Here is a 15,723-nt window from a genome sequence, read left to right on the forward strand (position 1 = left end):
GGTGGCGGTCCTACGGGAGCGGCTCGTGCATCGTGGAGCAGTGGATGCCGCCGCCGCCGGCCATCAGGCGGTCCACGTCGAGCTGCACCACCGAGCGGCCGGGGAAGGCCGCCGCGAGGGCCTGTTTGGCCGCCGCGTCCTTCGCCTGGTCACCGAACTGGGCGGTGATGACAGCCCCGTTGACCACGTGGAAGTTGAGGTACGAGTCGACGAACTGGGGGTTCTTCGACCGTACGGTGTCCGGACCGGCCACCTGGATGACCTTCAGCCGCCGGCCCCGGGCGTCCGTGGCGTTGGAGAGGATCGAGAGCTGTTCGCGGGCATCGCGCGCCCAGACGTCGTCCCGGTCCGCCGGGGGCACCTGCACCATCACGACGCCGGGCCCGATGAAGCGGGAGGTCACGTCGATGTGGTCGTCGGTGATGTCCTTGCCCTTGATGCCGGGCACCCAGATCATCTTGTCCGCGCCGTAGGCGTGCAGGACGGCTTCCTCGACCTGGCTCCGGCTCATGCCCCGGTTGCGGTTCTTGTTGACCAGGCTGCTCTCGGTGGCCATCACGGTGCCGTCGCCGTCGGTCTCGATCGCGCCGCCTTCGCCGACGAAGTCCGTCCGGCTGAAGGCGAGGTAACCGTCGTGCGCGATGAGCTCGGCGACGTCGGCGTCGTAGGAGTGCGTCTGCTTGTTGCCCCAGCCGTTGAAGTTCAGGCCGATCGCGTCGAGCCCGCCGCGGCCGTCCCGGCGGAAGACGGGGGCGGTGTCGCGCATCCAGAGGTCGTCGGTGGGGATCGAGGTGAGCACCGTGACCGCGGGGCCGCACCAGGAACGGGCGGTGGAGGCGGTGTAGGAGTCCGGCGCGCACATGACCACGGGCTCGTAGCGCGCGATGGTCTTGGCGATCAGCGCGATGTCCTCCTGGACGCCGCCGAGCGCGCGGCCGCCCCAGATCGACGAGCGCGAGGGCCAGGACATCCAGGTGCGCGCGTGGGGGACGTCGTCGCGGTCGACCCACCAGCGCGGCAGCGTCGGATTGGCGGGCCGGGGCGCAGCCGAGGCCATCGAGGCGGCCGAACCGCCCAGCACCGCACCGGCCGCGCCGAGGCCGGCGGCCCCCAGCACGCGGCGACGGGAGGGCGTGGCTCCGAAGAGCCGGCTGACGAGGGAGCGGCTGGCGCCGGGGGAGTCGCTCATCGGTATTTCTCCAGATCAGGTGGGCGTGCCGGTTTCGGCCACGGCTCGCACTCTGTCACTGACTGAAAATTCAGTCAAGCTCCATGTCATGGGTGGGCCCGAGGGCTGTCCGGCGGGGTCCGGGAGGGTGCGAGGGGCAGGGGGGCGCGATCGGCGGCCGGCCGCCGGGGCAGGCGGGATCGGCACCTTCGGCCCGCTCGGCGTGTTCGAGGGGGAGCGGTTTCCTGCCGGGCTGCCGCGAGCGGCCCGGCAGGAAACCGTCAGGGGCGGGCGGCCGGATCAGGTCCGGGCGAGGCGGTCCAGCTCGGCGTCGATGGCCGAAGTCATCAGCTCGCGGGCGTGCTGCAGGGGCAGGCTGCCGCTGAGCCAGCGCGAGCTCAGGCCCTCCACCAGGGCCGTCAGCCGCTCGGCGGTGCCGGCGAGCGCCGCCGCCCCGGCCGTGGGGCGGACGCGCCCGAGCAGCTCGCCCACTTCCTGGACCCATACGAGCGTCGCCCGCGCGAGGTCTTCCCGCAGGTCGGGGTCGAACACCGCGCTGGCCCGGAGTTCTCCCCAGGCCGTGCTGTTCTCCCGTACCCCGGGTGTGTCCTGGAGCTCCAGGAGGAGCGTCTGCTCCAGCTCGCCCCGGGCGTCCAGCGGCTCGTCGCCGGGATCGCGCTCCGTGGTGTACCGCGCCGCGCGGTCGTTGATGAACTCCAGGGTCGCGCGCAGGATCCCCGCGCGGTCCTTGAAGTGGTAGTAGATCAAGGCCGTGGACACCCCCGCCTCCGCGGCGAGTTCCTCCACGCGCAGGCCTCGGACGCCGCGCCGGACGATGACCCGCGCGGCCCCTTCCATGATTGCTGTTCGACGGTCAGCCACGATCCGACACCCTACCCGCCGCCCGCCCTCTCGGGTGAGGCCTGGATTGACTGAATATCTAGTCAGTGCAACAGTGGGGCCGGTCGGATCGGCAAATGCCGCATTCCGCATCCTGCTTTCGAGATCCCGCTTTCGAGGCACGGGCCGCGTCGCCGCCCGTCCGCTGCGCGCGCACGCTAGAGCTAGGCCCCGACCGTACGTACACCCACGGACAGCCCGCTCAGCAGCGTCCCCAGCGTCGCCCAGCGCCCCCTGTAGCCCCCAGTCGCATGCCGGAGCTTCCTGTGTTGAATCCCCCCATGTCCCGCCGCACCGCACTGCGCTCCCTCGCCGGTATCGGCGGAGCGATCGCCCTCGGAGCCGCAGCCTGCGCTCCCTCCGAGCCGGGCGAGGCCGAGAACTCCCCCGCCCCCGGAGAGAGCGCCGAGGGCCGCCGCTTCGGCGCCGAGTGGGAGAGCCATGCCCGCACCTTCATGTCCTGGCCGGCCCTGGAGCGGGTCTGGGGCGAGATGCTCCCCGGAGTCCGTGAGGACATCGCCCGGGTGGCGCGCACCGTCGGAGAGTACGAGCCCGTCGTGATGATGGCCCGCCCCGAGCAGGTGGACGCCGCCCAGAAGGCCTGCGGATCGCAGGTCGAGGTCATTCCGCTGGCCGTCGACGACCTCTGGGCGCGGGACACCGTACCGGTCTTCGTGGAGGAGCCGGGCAAGCTGCTCGGCATCGACTTCAACTTCAGCGGCTGGGGCAACAAGCAGGAACACCGCAACGACGGCCAGGTCGGCAAGCTGCTGCTCGCGAAGTACGGCATCCAGCGGGTCCAGGCCCCGCTGGTGGCCGAGGGCGGCTCCTTCGAGACCGACGGCGCGGGCACGCTCCTGGTCACCGAGAGCTCCGTGGTCAACAAGAACCGCAACCCCGGAAAGAGCCGGGACCAGATCGAAGCCGAGCTGAAGAGCACCCTCGGCATCAAGAAGGTCATCTGGCTCGCCGGAGTCCGTGGCCAGGACATCACCGACGCGCACGTCGACAGCCTCGTACGGTTCACCGAGCCCGGAGTGGTCCTGCTGGACCAGGCGCACGCGGACTCCCCGCCGGACGTCTGGTCCCGCGCGGCCGACCAGGCGCGGTCGGTGTTCAAGGACGCGACGGACGCCCGCGGCAAGAAGCTGGAGGTCGTCGACCTCCCGCAGCCCGACCTGGAGAAGATCACCGGCCGCGGCGACGCCTTCGTCTCCACGTACGCGAACTTCTACGTGGCCAACGGCTCCCTCTTCATGCCGCAGTTCGGCGACGCCCAGGCCGACGCCCGCGCGAAGAGCATCCTGCAGGAGCACTTCCCCAAGCGCGAGGTCGTCATGGTGAAGATCGACACCATCGCCTCGGGCGGCGGTGGGATCCACTGCTCCACGCACGACGAGCCGGGGAAGCCGGCGGCGTAGGTCGTCCCTTCCGGATCTTGTCGGACCCGGCAGGATCCGGAAGGAACGGCCTGGTCAGGCCAGGGTCTCGACCCTGACGGAGGGGGGCAGCGTGTCGAGGCCCCGGAGCCGGGCACGCGTCACGCCGAGGGTGATCTCCCGCAGCTCGGGGAGGGCGGCCAGCGCCGTGATGTCGAGGTGGCCGCCCGCCGACAGGTTTCCCCTCAAGGCGAGGGAGCTCAGGCGGGGGGCGAACTCGGGCAAGCGTTCGAGCATCGCCGGATGGGGCGGGTGGTAGCTGTTCAGGACCAGGAAGGCGAGGTTCTCCAGCCTCAGGCGAGCGGGCAGGGTCTCGAAGGACGCCGGGTCCAGGGAGAGATGAGTGAGGTCGGGCAGGCTCTCGACCTCCCGCCAGTCCCCGGCCGAGGCAGGGCTCGACGAGTAGTTGAGCGAGAGGTACCTGAGCTTGGCGAGGCGCCCCAGTCCCCGCAGTCCGCGGCTGGGCCTGATGCCGCCCTTCACGTGCAGGGAAGTGAGGGGGGCGTGCGCGGGCAGCATCTCCGGGGACCAGGGCCTGCCGAGGCTGGGACCGTCGAGCTCGAGTTCCGACAGGTGGGCCAGCCGCGACAGCGGGCTCAGGTCCAATTCCGGAGTGGCGGAGATGTCCAGGAGCTGGATGGGAAGCTCCGCCAGTGCGGAAATATCCATGAGCGCCGGACACTCGTCGACGATGAGGTTCACCAGCTCGGTTTGCCCGGCGAGGAATCCCAGATCGGTCGCCGTCGGGCTGGACAGCGTGAGCTCGACGAGCGATTGCCCGGAGAGGTATTCGGTCAGCGTCTTCTGGGACACCCTCGTCCTGACGTCGAGGGAGCGCGGATCCAGCCCCAGGCGCACCAGCTGGCGGACCTGTTCGTCCGACGTGACGGTGTAGTTGAGGCCTGCCGGGTCCAGCCGCGCGATGATCTCGTCGGCGTACCGGGTGCTGTCGAAGCGGGACCAGGCCCACACGAGCTGGCTCCGGACCGGGAGGGAAGGATGTCCGACGAACCGGGCCAGGTAGGGAAGGGCCGCGTCGGAGGCCACGCGGGACGCGGCCAGCGCCACGCGGTAGGCGGTCATGTGATCGTCGAGGCCCTCCGGTTCGGGCAGCAGGTCGAGGATCAGCGGGCCCACTTCCGCCAGTGCCCTCGCCTCGTCCTCGTCACGCGGCGGGATCAGGGTGGCCGTCCGCTGCTCGACCGCCTCGCGGACCGCCGGCTCCAGGGTGGTGGCGTGTTCGAGGCAGGCGGCGGCGAGCAGGAAGACCCGGGACCGGGTGCGCCGGTCGGTGGTGCGGTCGCCGAGGGAGAGCAGGTCCTGGAAGAGGGTGACGCGCTCGCGGGGCCGGGCCAGGGCGACCGCCATCCGGATGACGTCCTCCCACTGGTCGTCGGCGGCATGGGCGGTGAGCAGGCCGAGGTCGCCCTCTTCGACGGCCGCCCGCGCGCCGAGGAAGTCCTGGAAGGTGCGGTGGACGAAGTGCAGCGATCCGGGGGCGGGTTCGCGGAGCAGTCCGCTGCGCTGGAGGAAGTGCTCCAGCACGGTCGGCGCGTCGCCCAGGGCCGCCACCTCGGCCACGGCGGGCAGGGCCCGCTCGATGATCTCCTCGGCCCGTGAACGGTCCATCTCCGTACGGCCGTTCTTGATCAGCCAGTACGCGAGCCGCTGCAGGAGATCGAGCTGCGGCTCCTCCCGGAGGTCGGGCACGGTCATGTCCCGCTCCCGGTCGCGGCGGCTGACGAGCATGGAGAGCGCGGCCTCGTACAAATCCTTCCGCCCGTGCGGCAGATACCCCCGCCGGTCGCGGTGCAGCGCGCAGATGAGGCCGCACATGAGCGGATTGGTGGCCAGCAGACCCAGGTCGGGCTTGGTGCGGACCGCGGTGAGCAACTGCCCTTCGTAGGCGTCGAGGTCGGCCGAGCCCGCCTCCCCGGCCCGGGCCGCCGCGTGCCAGCGCCTGATGAAGGTGGAGACGTCGGCGGGCCCCATGGGAGAGAGGGTGAGCTCCGTGAACCCGTCCTCGTCCAGCCAGTTCTGGCCGACCGCCGAAGGGCGGGAGGTGACCAGCCAGCGGTTGTCGCCGTCGTACGCGTCGATCAGCTCCCGCAGCCAGCGACGGGTCCGTTCCCGCTCGGGTTCCGGGATCTCGTCGATGCCGTCGACGAGGACCAGTCCCCGGCCGGCCGAGAGCACCCGGTGCTCCCAGCCCGCCGGCTGGGTGCCTTCGAGAGGACAGCCGGTCGAGGCCAGGAACTCCCTTGGCCCGGGCAGTCGTTGGCCGTGACGGGTGAGCGTGCGCAGAGGGAGCACGAAGGGGACCCGGTTGCGCAGGTAGTCCGGCCGCGCGCCGGGTTCGAGCCGGCCGGCGGTGACGGCCAGCCACTGGACGAGCGTGGTCTTGCCCGAACCGGCCTCGCCCCGCAGGAGGACGCGGTGGCGGTGGGCCAGGACCTGGTCCGCGGGCTGCGGCTCGGGAATGCCCTGGCGGGCGATGCTCGCCGCCGCCATGGCGTCGCGCGAGCGCGTACTCGGCTCCGTGAAACCGAGCGGCGCGGCCTCCAGGCTCAGGTACGCCACATCCAGAGGCCATCGCGTCGGCGAGTTGCTCAGGTCGATCCCGTAGATGGTGAGCTTGCCGTGCCGTTTCGCCAAGTACGGGAGGTACGTCGCCTCGAACGCGGCGTCCTGCGCGTCGGGGACCGGAGTGCGGCGGATCAACTCATCCGTTTTGGCCGTTAGTTCGTCCAGACCCCGTGATTGGCGGACCAGCGCGTGGGCCACGAACGTCTTGCGCTGGGTGAAGAACTCCAGGATGTGGCGGGCCGCCAGGACCAGCAAGCCCTCGTAGAAGTACGTGGCATCGGCCGAGAGCCCGCGCTCCGGGTGGTCGCCGGCTCGGCGCAGTGCGCGGGCGAAGGCCTCCGGACCGAGGGCCACCGCGTCGACGTCGGTGATCGTGAGGTCGCCGAGGGCGTACAGGGTCGCGGCGAGGGCGTCGGTGACGGCCACGTGCTCGTCCGCCGGTACGGGGCGTTCGCCCGCCTCCAGGGCCCGTTCGACGAGGGTGGTGGCCAGGCCGCGCACGTCGGACTCGGTGAGGGTGCGCTTCTCGCCCTTGAAGGAGACGTAGCCGCTGAGCCGGATCGGCTTGTCGACGAGGCCCGCCCCCGGGGCGTCGGCGACGAAGAACTTCTTCACGAGCGGTCCGATGACGGACGAGGCCAGCTTCAGTCCGATGGCTGTGGGTTCCACGCGTGCCCCCCCGTAGAGCGTTGACCGGTACCGCCACGATCCTAAAGTGAGGCGGCCCCGCCCCGCGGGGGTACGGGGGCGCTCTCCGGAGGACGGCTGCGGCATCATGGGCCCGGGACCAGGTGAGGGGGGCGCGGTGACTCAGGACGAGGCGCGCGGCAGTGTCGTGGTGGCCGGGCGGTACCGCCTGGAGGAGCGGCTGGGCCGGGGCGGGATGGGTACGGTCTGGCGGGCCGCCGACGAATTGCTCGGGCGGCCGGTCGCCGTAAAGGTGCTCCACGTGGGCGACGGCGACGAGGACGGCGGCGTGGCGGCCGGCGCCCTGCGCGAGGCGCGCGCCGTGGCGCACGTCCGGCACCCCCACGTCGTCGTGGTCCACGACGTCATCGAGCACGACGGGCACCCCTGCATCGTCATGGAACTGGTCGACGGCGGCTCGCTCGCCGGCCTGATCTCCGCCGGGAAGACCCTCACGCCCGTGGAGACCGCCAGGACCGGGCTCGCCCTGCTCGGCGCCCTCACGGCGGCGCACGGCCGGGGCGTGCTCCACCGGGACGTGAAGCCGGCCAACGTCCTCATGGAGGAGGGCACCGGCCGGGTGGTGCTCACCGACTTCGGCATCGCCCGTCTCTCCGGAGCCACCACGATCAGCGAGACGGGTGCGTTCGTCGGCTCGCCCGAGTACACCGCCCCCGAGCGGATGCAGGGCGCCGAGGCCGGTCCGGCCTCCGACCTGTGGTCGCTCGGCACCCTGATGTGTGCCGCCCTGGCCGGGGAGTCGCCCTTCCGCCGCGATTCGCTGGGCGGGATCCTGCACGCCGTGGTGTCCGCCGAGATCCGGCCGCCGTCCCAGGCCGGCCCGCTGCTCCCGGTCATCCGGGGTCTGCTGGAACGCGATCCGGAGCGCCGGATGACCGCGCCCGAGGCCGAGCGGCTGCTGTCGGCGTACCTGGCGGGCGGGAGCGCCGGCCCCGTGTCCGCGGGCGGGATGCCCGAGGACCGGAGCCCCGCGGAGCGGACGCCTGCGGACCGGATGTCTCCGCACCCTGAGCACCCTGCGGACCCTGCGGACCGGAGGCCCTTGGACCGGACGCCGGTGCAGCGGACGCCGGTGGATGGGGAGCTCACCGGCCGTGACACCCCGGAACAGGCCCTGGATTCCGAGCGGTTGACGGCGCGGCAGCGCGCGACCGCCCGCCCGGCCCTGCGCATCGGGCTGATCGCGGCCGCCGTGGTCCTGGCGGCGAGCGGGGCGGTGGCCGCCACCTCGCTGCTCGGCGACGAGGAGCGGGAGCCCGTGGCCGCGCGGGAGGCTCCGACGGCGGCCCCCGGACCGTCCGCACCCCGGTCCCCCTCCGGCAGTCCGGCGGCGAGCGGAAGCCCGGCCGTGAGCGTGCCGCAGCCGAGCGCCGTGCCGGGCGGTGCGCTGCCCGCCGGGTACCGCTCGGTCCAGGACCCGCAGGGCTTCGTCGTCGCCGTGCCCGACGGATACCAGCGGGCCACCGACGATCAGCGGGTCTTCTACCTCTCCCCGGACGGGGCCTTCCGCATCGGGATCCGGGTGAAGATGTCGGTGCCCGGCGGGGCGCTCGGCGTGATGCGGCAGTCCCACACGAACGGTCCGGACACCAACCCCGGCTACCGGGACGGCTCGGTTGTCTCCACGACCCACCAGGGAAGGCCCGCAGCCCTCTGGGAGTTCAACTGGAACGGCTTCACCAAGGCCGAGGGGCCCCGGCACACCTACGACCTCTGCTGGGACCAGAACGGCCGGATGTACGACGTCTGGGTCTCCGGGCCGGTCGGCAAGCCGGCGGAGGTCAAGCGCCAATTCGACACAGTCGTCGCCACATTCGAGCCCGGAGCGGCCGGGTCCGCCGGATCCCAGGGAACGCCGGTTCCGTAACCCGGCGCCTGCTCAGGTACGCAGCACCACCAGACCCTCGGCCGTCCGCAGGCTGCCCGGGACCAGCGGCGCGAAGGTGCGCGGGAGCGCCAGGCCCGGGAAGTCCCCGTCCGGCGGCGCGTCGAAGAGGTACGCCGCCTCCGAGGCGCTGTCGCTGACCAGGTGCGGCCCGTTCGCCTCCTGGGCGGTGGCCCGCGCCAGCGGGGTCCGGAAGAGCCTGCGCAGGTGGCGCAGCGTCTCCGCGGAGACCGGGACCGGATCCGGCGCGGTCGGCGGCGCCGGATCCCGCGGCTCCGTGACGTCCGGGTCCGTGCCCGGGTCGGTGCCCGGCTCCCGGCCCGGTCCGCCCTCCGCGGTGGGGGCCGCGTCGGGATCTGTGCCGGGATCCGCTCCGGGGTCCGCGTCCGGCGGGATCGCCCCCGCCAGCAGCAGCGCCAGCAGGACCGGTACGGCCTTGCGCCGCAGCGCCTCGGTGGCCGGCCGCAGCCGGTGCGCGTGCGCGCCCGGCAGCGACAGCGCGAGGCTGCCGGCCGCGTCGCCGATCGCCAGGGGCACCGCCGCGCAGACCACGCCCGGGGCGTATTCGCGCAGGTCGAAGACGGGCGCGCCCGGGGCCACCGCGTCGAGCGCCGTGAACAGGGCCCGGCTGTCGGTGATGGTCCGCTCGGTGAGCCGGGCGGTCCGGTGCCGGGCCACGTGGTCGGCGCGGCCGTCGTGGTCGAGCTGGCTCAGCAGGCACTTGCCCACCGCGCTGGCGTGCGCGGCGTCCCGGAAGTCGACCCACTCCCGCACGGGCGGGGTGCCCGGCCCGTCGGCCATCTGGGTGATGCGGACCTCCCCCTCCGCGTACCGGCTGAGGTACACGGCCGCGCCCGCACTGTCCCTGGCCAGGGACAGGGTGTGCTGGAGCTGGCCGGTGAGGCCCCGGCCGAGGGCCGGTCCGGGTGCGTACACCCCGACGCCGGGACGGTAGGCGTACCCCTCCTCGCAGAGCATCGACAGCAGGGGCCCGAGCTCCGTCTCCGCCAGGCCGGCCTCCCGCGCCAGCTCGCCGGTCCGCACCCCGAGCGGCCGGCGTTCGAGGACGCGTACGAGGGCCAGGGCGCGGCGCGCCTGCGCCAGGGCCTCGCCGCCGCCGGGCTGGACGACGGTGCCGCGGGCCGCGGCCGTCAGTGACGGGTGGCGCAGCGGGCCCGCACCCGGCCGGGGCGGCCGCACCGGAGCCGCCGACGGGGGCAGGAAGGCTTCCAGCACCCCGGACAGCCCCGGCTTGGGCAGCGGCACCGGGCCCAGGTCGGGGTCGTCGAGCTGGTCGACGTAGCGCAGGACGGCCGCCTGCGCGCACAGCCGCACCTCCCGCAGGTCCCGGGGGCCGCCCGGCCTGAAGCGGCGGCGGCCCAGTTCCCTGGCCCAGATCCGGGCGTCGTGGTGTTCTCCGCGCCGGGAGTGGTCGAGGAAGAGGCAGTACGCGGCGTGCGTGGTGCGGGACCGGCCGGACCCTGCCGCGAACTGCCACCAGAAGCGGGCCCCTTCGCGCAGTCCGGCCAGATGGAGCAGGCAGCCGAAGACCACGGCTCCGGGCAGATCGGCCTGGTTGCCGGCCTGGAACGCGTCGAGCCGCTCCCGGGCCTTGGGCGCGCAGACGGAAGCCAGGCAGGCGGCCTTGAGGTCGTGTCCCGCCCGCTCGGAGTCCAGCGGCACGTCCCGCGCGGGGTCGCACCAGCCCAACGACCTGCGCCGGCCGTGGGTTCCGCGTCGGCGGGGGACCGGCTGCGGCGACGCCGGAGCCAGGGCTAGGTCGCCGCGGCCGCCGCCGTCGCCCCGCAGCAGCCGGGCTTCCGCCGCGCCCAGGTCGTAGTGCGGATAGCGGTCGCGTACGCCCGCCCGCGCCAGGAACTCGTCCAGGGAGCGCGGCAGTCCGCCGTCCTCGCGCCTGGTCCCGTGGCTCGTGCCCCGGCTCATGACTCGGCCGAGGTGTCGAGCAGCCGGGCGAGGCGCCGCTGCGCCTGGCCGAGCTGCGAGCGGACCGTGGCCTCGTCCACACCCATCATGGCGGCGGCTTCGCCCGGGGTGCACTGGAGCCCGTACCTCAACAGCACGGTGTCGCGCTGCCGTTCGGCGAGCCGGGAGACGGCGGAGTAGAACCGGATGGTGTCGGTGAGCACCTCGTACTGGTCGGCTTCCACGGGGGCTTCCTTGAGCGCGGCTTCGAAGGCACTGATGTCCATCGGCTCCGGCCAGGGGGTGCGGCGGTACTGGCGGTCGGCTATCCGCTGTTTGAGCACGGTCCAGGCGTACGCGTCGAGTCGGTCCATGTGCAGCATCCGCAGCCATTCGCTCATGATCGAGTCGAAGGCCGCGTCGACCGCGCCCTCGGCCGCCGCGTCGGTACCCAGCTGCAGGTACGCGAACCTCATGTAGGCCGGGCGCCGGTCGGCGTGGAAGGCCCAGTACGACAGGCGTGCCGTCGAATCCCACTGGGTCATGGGAGTCGGCCGCCTTCGCCGGCTCGGCAGACCCACGGCCCCGCCACCGGACTCCTCCGGTCCGCTGCCATCGCTCACCGCTCCACCCCATCCCGTGTGCGCGGCCCAAGGAAATCAGCGCGGGCGCACTCGGAGGGCGCATAGACGAAAGGTGAGAGAATTACATTCAGTGATGATCGGTCGATGATCGAAGACGACCGCGCATGCGTCCAACCAGCGCAAACGCATATGCCGCGATCCCGTGCGCCCGTTTCGCACCTCCGCCGCGGGGGCACAGCGTGTGACCATCCCAAGATTCACTCGTTTGTCGGAGCGTGGGCACAACACAGCGATTCCGCTCCACCGCCGTGGAGCAGGCCGAGGCCGTTCTCGTCGAGCAGTACCCCCAACTGGTGCGGCTCGCCTACGTGACCCTCCCGGTCTCCCTCGGCCGCCATACCCGGGTCCTCCTGGCGCACAAGGCCGTCCAGCGGGCCCTGCCGCGCGGCGGACGCGGCAGCACCGGGGCCCCCGCCGGTCCCGACAGTCCGGGCAGTCCGCTCGCGGAGGTGCGGGTACGGGTCCTGCGCGCGAGCCTGGCTCCGACCGGCCGGGCCCGCGTCACCGCGGCCGCGCTGGGCTGGCCCCCGGTCCCGCCCTTCGTGTGGGGGCTGCGGCTGTGGCCCCCGGCGGGCGGGATCGACGAGGCCGCCCGGTTGCTGGCGGGGGCGCCGGGACCGGTCCGGGCCGCCTTCGTGCTCCACCGCCTCGACGGCCTGCCCGAGGAGACGGCCGTCCGGCTGCTCGGCGCGGCCGGGGTGCCCGACCCGGCGGACGCCGTGCGCGAGGCGCTGACGGTCCGCGCGGAGGCGCCCGCGGCGGAGGGGCCCGCGCCCGAGGCGGGGTCGGAACCGGCGGCCGGGACCGGTGGCCAGGCCCGGGGCGGGGGCAGGACCGGCGACGAGCCCGGGATCGGGGGATGGGCGGAGGCCGGGAGCGGGGCCGGGGCCGGGGCCGGGTTCGGGGCCGGGACCGGCGCAGGCGTCGGCGCAGGCGTCGGCGCAGGCGTCGGCGCAGGCGGGTGGGCGGCCGGGCGGGCCGTCGGCGGGACCGGGGGAGGCCTCGGTGAAATGCTCCTGCGGGCAGGGCGCGGCCCGGAGTTCGACGCCAGCGTGGTCAGCGCCCGTCCCACCGACCTGCTGCGCCGGCGCCGCCGGACCCGCGCGGCCTGGACCGCCGTGGCCGCGCTGGCCCTGGCCACCGGGATCCTCGCCGCCGACGGATCGCCGCCGCGCCCCGAGGCGATCCCGCTCGCCGGACCGGCCGTCGCCGGGGCGCTGGATCCCGCCCGGCTGGTCCGGGTGCCCGCCGAGGCCTGGGCGGACACCGCCCGGGTCGACTTCACCGCCTGGCCCGCGCGCGGCGGGCGCACCGCCGACCGGCCGCTCCTCGCCCGCGCCCTGGCCGCCTGGGCCGCCCGGCCCCGCGAGGTGGCGGTCACCGTCGCGCCGGGCACCGCGACCGACCCGCCGGGCCACGCGCCGCAGCTCCTGTACGCGGGGGACACCGCGGGGCGGGCCGTGGTCCTGCTGCTCGACGCGGACCGGGTGGTGCGCTACGGCGAAGCCGCCGACGGGCCGCGCGGCCGGGAGCTCGCGTTCGCCCGTACCGACGAGGCCAATGTGACCACCGCCGCCGCGCTGGTGCTGAGCCGGTCCGGCGGCGGCGGGGGCCGGGCCCGGTACCTGCTCGCGCCCTGGATCGCGAAGGCCGCCACCCGCGACCTGCTCCGGGCCGGGGACGAGGCCAGGCCCCTGGCCGTGTCGGCCGACGGGGTCACCGAGGAGACCGCGGTACCCCGTACGGGCGGGGCCTGCGATTCCTGGCCCGCGCTGGAACTGACCTCCTCCGCCCGCATCGTGGAGAAGCACGCCTTCGTCCTCGCCGACCCGGGGGCCGCGCTGACCCCCGTACACCTGACCTACACGCCTCTTCCCGACGGGCCGACGGCCGTGGCAGCGCGGCAGCCGCGCGAGGCCACCGGTCCCGCCGCGCGGGCGGCCTGGGCGGCGGTCGCCTGCCGGCTGCGGGAGTTGCACGGCGCCTCGGTGCGGGCCGTCAACATCTGGGACTTCGCCGACTCCGAGCTCCCCGACGGCGCCGGGCGGGCGGTCTGGTCCTGCACCCGGGCCTCGGGCTGGGCCGGTCCGGGCGACGTCCTGGTCCAGCTGCGGCCGCCCGCCGGGCCCCCGCAGGACGTGGCGCGGGCCCGCTCGACCGCCGCGTGCGGCCGCTTCGGCCAGCACCTCCTCGCGGGCACCCGGTGGCGGTCGCCCGCCGGCCGCTGGTACCTGCTGGCGGCCGGCAGCCGCGAGGTCACCGGGATCACGGCGGACGGCGCAGTCCGGGTGGAGGCGACCGGCCGGACCCTCACGGCGCCCGTCGCCGGTCCGCAGAGCGCCCCGGTCTCCCTGGCGGGCACCCTGGCGAGCGGCGCCCGGATCACCGCGATCGACGGCGGCGCGGGCGGCCGGGACTGAAGCCGGTGCCGGGCGTCGCGACCGGCGAACGTTGCCTGACGCGGCACTGATCAGGGACCGGACGGCGGTCGGGTCCCACCTTCCCCCGCTGTACCATGGCCGCAGCGCGAGGGCCGTGACGCAGAGGTCACCACCCTCGCTTTTGCGTTACGGCCGCAGGCGGCCACCCCTGTCCACGCCCGAAGAAATACGGGACGCGGCGTTTCGGCGGTTGGATACGATGAACCGCACGTCACGTTGTAACCGGCATAAATGAAATGGAGCATCCGAGGATGGCTCGACACCTGATCACCAGCGCGCTTCCCTACATCAACGGGATCAAGCACCTGGGCAACATGGTCGGGTCGATGCTTCCGGCGGATGTGTACTCCCGGTACCTCCGTCAGCGCGGCCACGACGTCCTCTACATCTGCGCCACCGACGAGCACGGCACCCCCGCCGAGCTCGCCGCCAAGGAGGCCGGTCTCTCGGTCGCCGAGTTCTGCGCGCAGGCCCACGACGCCCAGAAGGCGGTCTACGACGGCTTCGAGCTGTCCTTCGACTACTTCGGCCGCAGCTCATCGGAGCAGAACCGCGAGATCACCCAGCACTTCGCGCGCCGGCTCCAGGCCAACGGCTTCATCGAGGAGCGCGCGATCCGGCAGGTCTACTCGCCGGTCGACGGCCGCTTCCTGCCGGACCGCTACGTGGAGGGCACCTGCCCGCACTGCGGCTACGACAAGGCCCGCGGCGACCAGTGCGAGAACTGCACCCGCGTCCTGGACCCCACGGACCTGATCGAGCCCCGCTCGGCCATCTCCGGCTCCACCGAGCTGGAGGTCCGTGAGACCACGCACCTCTTCCTCCTCCAGTCCAAGCTCCAGGGAGAGGTCGAGGCCTGGGTCGCGGAGCACGAGGAGGAGTGGCCGCAGCTGGCTTCCTCCATCGCCCGCAAGTGGCTGACCGAGGGCCTGCACGACCGCGCCATCACGCGCGACCTCGACTGGGGCGTCCCGGTCCCCGCCGACACGTGGCCCGAACTGGCCGCCGACGGCAAGGTGTTCTACGTCTGGTTCGACGCCCCGATCGAGTACATCGCCTCCACCAAGGAGTGGGCCGACGCCGACCCGGCCAACCGGGACTACAAGTCCTGGTGGTACGAGGCCGAGGACGTCCGCTACACCCAGTTCATGGCCAAGGACAACGTCCCGTTCCACACGGTGATGTTCCCCGCCACCGAGCTCGGCACCCGCGAGCCGTGGAAGAAGGTCGACTACGTCAAGGCCTTCAACTGGCTGACGTACTACGGCGGCAAGTTCTCCACCTCGCAGAAGCGCGGCGTCTTCACCGACCAGGCCCTCGAAATCCTGCCGGCCGACTTCTGGCGCTACTTCCTCATCGCCAATGCGCCCGAGTCCGACGACTCCTCCTTCACGTGGGAGCACTTCGCGGCCACGGTCAACAAGGACCTCGGCGGCACGCTGGGCAACTTCGTCAACCGCGTGCTGACCTTCTCCCTCAAGCGCTTCGGCGACGAGGTCCCGTCGGGCAGCCCGGCCGGCGAGGTCGAGGCCAAGCTGGGCGAGCAGATCGCCGAGCTGCTGGCGGAGTACGAGGGCCACATGGAGTCCCTCCAGTACCGCAAAGCGGCGGCCGCGCTGCGCGCCCTGTGGTCGGCCGGAAACTCCTACCTCGACGAGAAGGCCCCCTGGCTGGAGGTCAAGACCGACCTGGACGGCGCCGCGCTCACGCTGCGCACCGCGATGAACCTCATCCACCTCTACTCGGTGGTCTCCGAGCCCTTCATCCCGGCCTCGGCGCGCGCCATGCGCTCCGCGTTCGCCCTCGACGGGGACACGGCGGCCTGGATCACCCCCGAGCAGGCCAAGTCCCTGGACGCGGTACCGGCGGGGACGCCGTTCACCGTGCCGCCGGTCCTCTTCGCGAGGGTCACCGAAGAGGACCTGGAGTCCTACCGCGAGCGCTTCGGCGGCAACCCGGAGGCCTGAGTCCCCGGAGCCGGACGGCACCGATCGAACTGACGCAGGGGCGCGACCCGTTGGGGTCGCGC

General features: G+C 73.4%; 8 protein-coding genes and 1 pseudogene. 4 read left to right on the forward strand and 5 right to left on the reverse strand.

Annotated elements, in window-relative coordinates; genetic code table 11:
• Positions 1-10 precede the first annotated feature (10 nt).
• Together AC3IYJ_RS32825 and AC3IYJ_RS32830 are read right to left on the reverse strand one after the other, a co-directional pair.
• Complete coding sequence (locus AC3IYJ_RS32825; protein WP_489398126.1) at positions 11-1,189, reverse strand: agmatine deiminase family protein; 1,179 nt, start codon at positions 1,187-1,189, stop codon at positions 11-13.
• Positions 1,190-1,468: 279 nt separating this feature from the next.
• Positions 1,469-2,026, reverse strand: a complete 558-nt coding sequence (locus AC3IYJ_RS32830; protein ID WP_489403005.1) for a TetR/AcrR family transcriptional regulator — start codon at positions 2,024-2,026, stop codon at positions 1,469-1,471.
• Positions 2,027-2,349: 323 nt separating this feature from the next.
• Here AC3IYJ_RS32830 and AC3IYJ_RS32835 point away from each other — a divergent pair, with 323 nt between their 5' ends.
• Positions 2,350-3,489: an agmatine deiminase family protein gene (locus AC3IYJ_RS32835; protein ID WP_489398127.1), complete on the forward strand. Its 1,140-nt coding sequence runs from the start codon at positions 2,350-2,352 to the stop codon at positions 3,487-3,489.
• 54 nt (positions 3,490-3,543) lie between these two features.
• On the opposite strand, the gene AC3IYJ_RS32840 is transcribed toward AC3IYJ_RS32835, so the two are convergent.
• Entirely contained in the window at positions 3,544-6,762 is a 3,219-nt protein-coding gene (locus AC3IYJ_RS32840; RefSeq protein ID WP_489398128.1) for an NACHT domain-containing protein, read from the reverse strand.
• Positions 6,763-6,868: 106 nt separating this feature from the next.
• Here AC3IYJ_RS32840 and AC3IYJ_RS32845 point away from each other — a divergent pair, with 106 nt between their 5' ends.
• On the forward strand, positions 6,869-8,668 hold the full coding sequence (locus tag AC3IYJ_RS32845; protein ID WP_489398129.1) for a serine/threonine-protein kinase: 1,800 nt from the start codon (positions 6,869-6,871) through the stop codon (positions 8,666-8,668).
• A gap of 423 nt (positions 8,669-9,091) precedes the next feature.
• Here AC3IYJ_RS32845 and AC3IYJ_RS32850 read toward each other — a convergent pair.
• A pseudogene (locus AC3IYJ_RS32850) lies at positions 9,092-9,790 on the reverse strand (IclR family transcriptional regulator domain-containing protein); the annotation flags it as partial.
• An 836-nt stretch (positions 9,791-10,626) separates the two neighbouring features.
• Positions 10,627-11,154 (reverse strand): RNA polymerase sigma factor, encoded by a 528-nt coding sequence (locus AC3IYJ_RS32855; RefSeq protein ID WP_489398130.1) that lies wholly within the window; start codon positions 11,152-11,154, stop codon positions 10,627-10,629.
• Between the two features lie 314 nt (positions 11,155-11,468).
• Here AC3IYJ_RS32855 and AC3IYJ_RS32860 point away from each other — a divergent pair, with 314 nt between their 5' ends.
• Together AC3IYJ_RS32860 and metG are read left to right on the forward strand one after the other, a co-directional pair.
• Positions 11,469-13,673, forward strand: a complete 2,205-nt coding sequence (locus AC3IYJ_RS32860; RefSeq protein WP_489398131.1) for a hypothetical protein — start codon at positions 11,469-11,471, stop codon at positions 13,671-13,673.
• A 272-nt stretch (positions 13,674-13,945) separates the two neighbouring features.
• Complete coding sequence (gene metG / locus AC3IYJ_RS32865; protein WP_489398132.1) at positions 13,946-15,661, forward strand: methionine--tRNA ligase; 1,716 nt, start codon at positions 13,946-13,948, stop codon at positions 15,659-15,661.
• Positions 15,662-15,723: the final 62 nt, after the last annotated feature.

The organism is Streptomyces sp. GL_140 (assembly GCF_057834465.1).

Bases quoted from the DNA above. Each gene is read 5' to 3' on its own strand.
- AC3IYJ_RS32825 (WP_489398126.1), bottom strand. From the start codon at position 1,189: ATGAGCGACTCCCCCGGCGCCAGCCGCTCCCTCGTCAGCCGGCTCTTC.
- AC3IYJ_RS32830 (WP_489403005.1), bottom strand. From the start codon at position 2,026: ATGGAAGGGGCCGCGCGGGTCATCGTCCGGCGCGGCGTCCGAGGCCTG.
- AC3IYJ_RS32835 (WP_489398127.1), top strand. From the start codon at position 2,350: ATGTCCCGCCGCACCGCACTGCGCTCCCTCGCCGGTATCGGCGGAGCG.
- AC3IYJ_RS32845 (WP_489398129.1), top strand. From the start codon at position 6,869: ATGGGCCCGGGACCAGGTGAGGGGGGCGCGGTGACTCAGGACGAGGCG.
- AC3IYJ_RS32855 (WP_489398130.1), bottom strand. From the start codon at position 11,154: ATGACCCAGTGGGATTCGACGGCACGCCTGTCGTACTGGGCCTTCCAC.
- metG (WP_489398132.1), top strand. From the start codon at position 13,946: ATGGCTCGACACCTGATCACCAGCGCGCTTCCCTACATCAACGGGATC.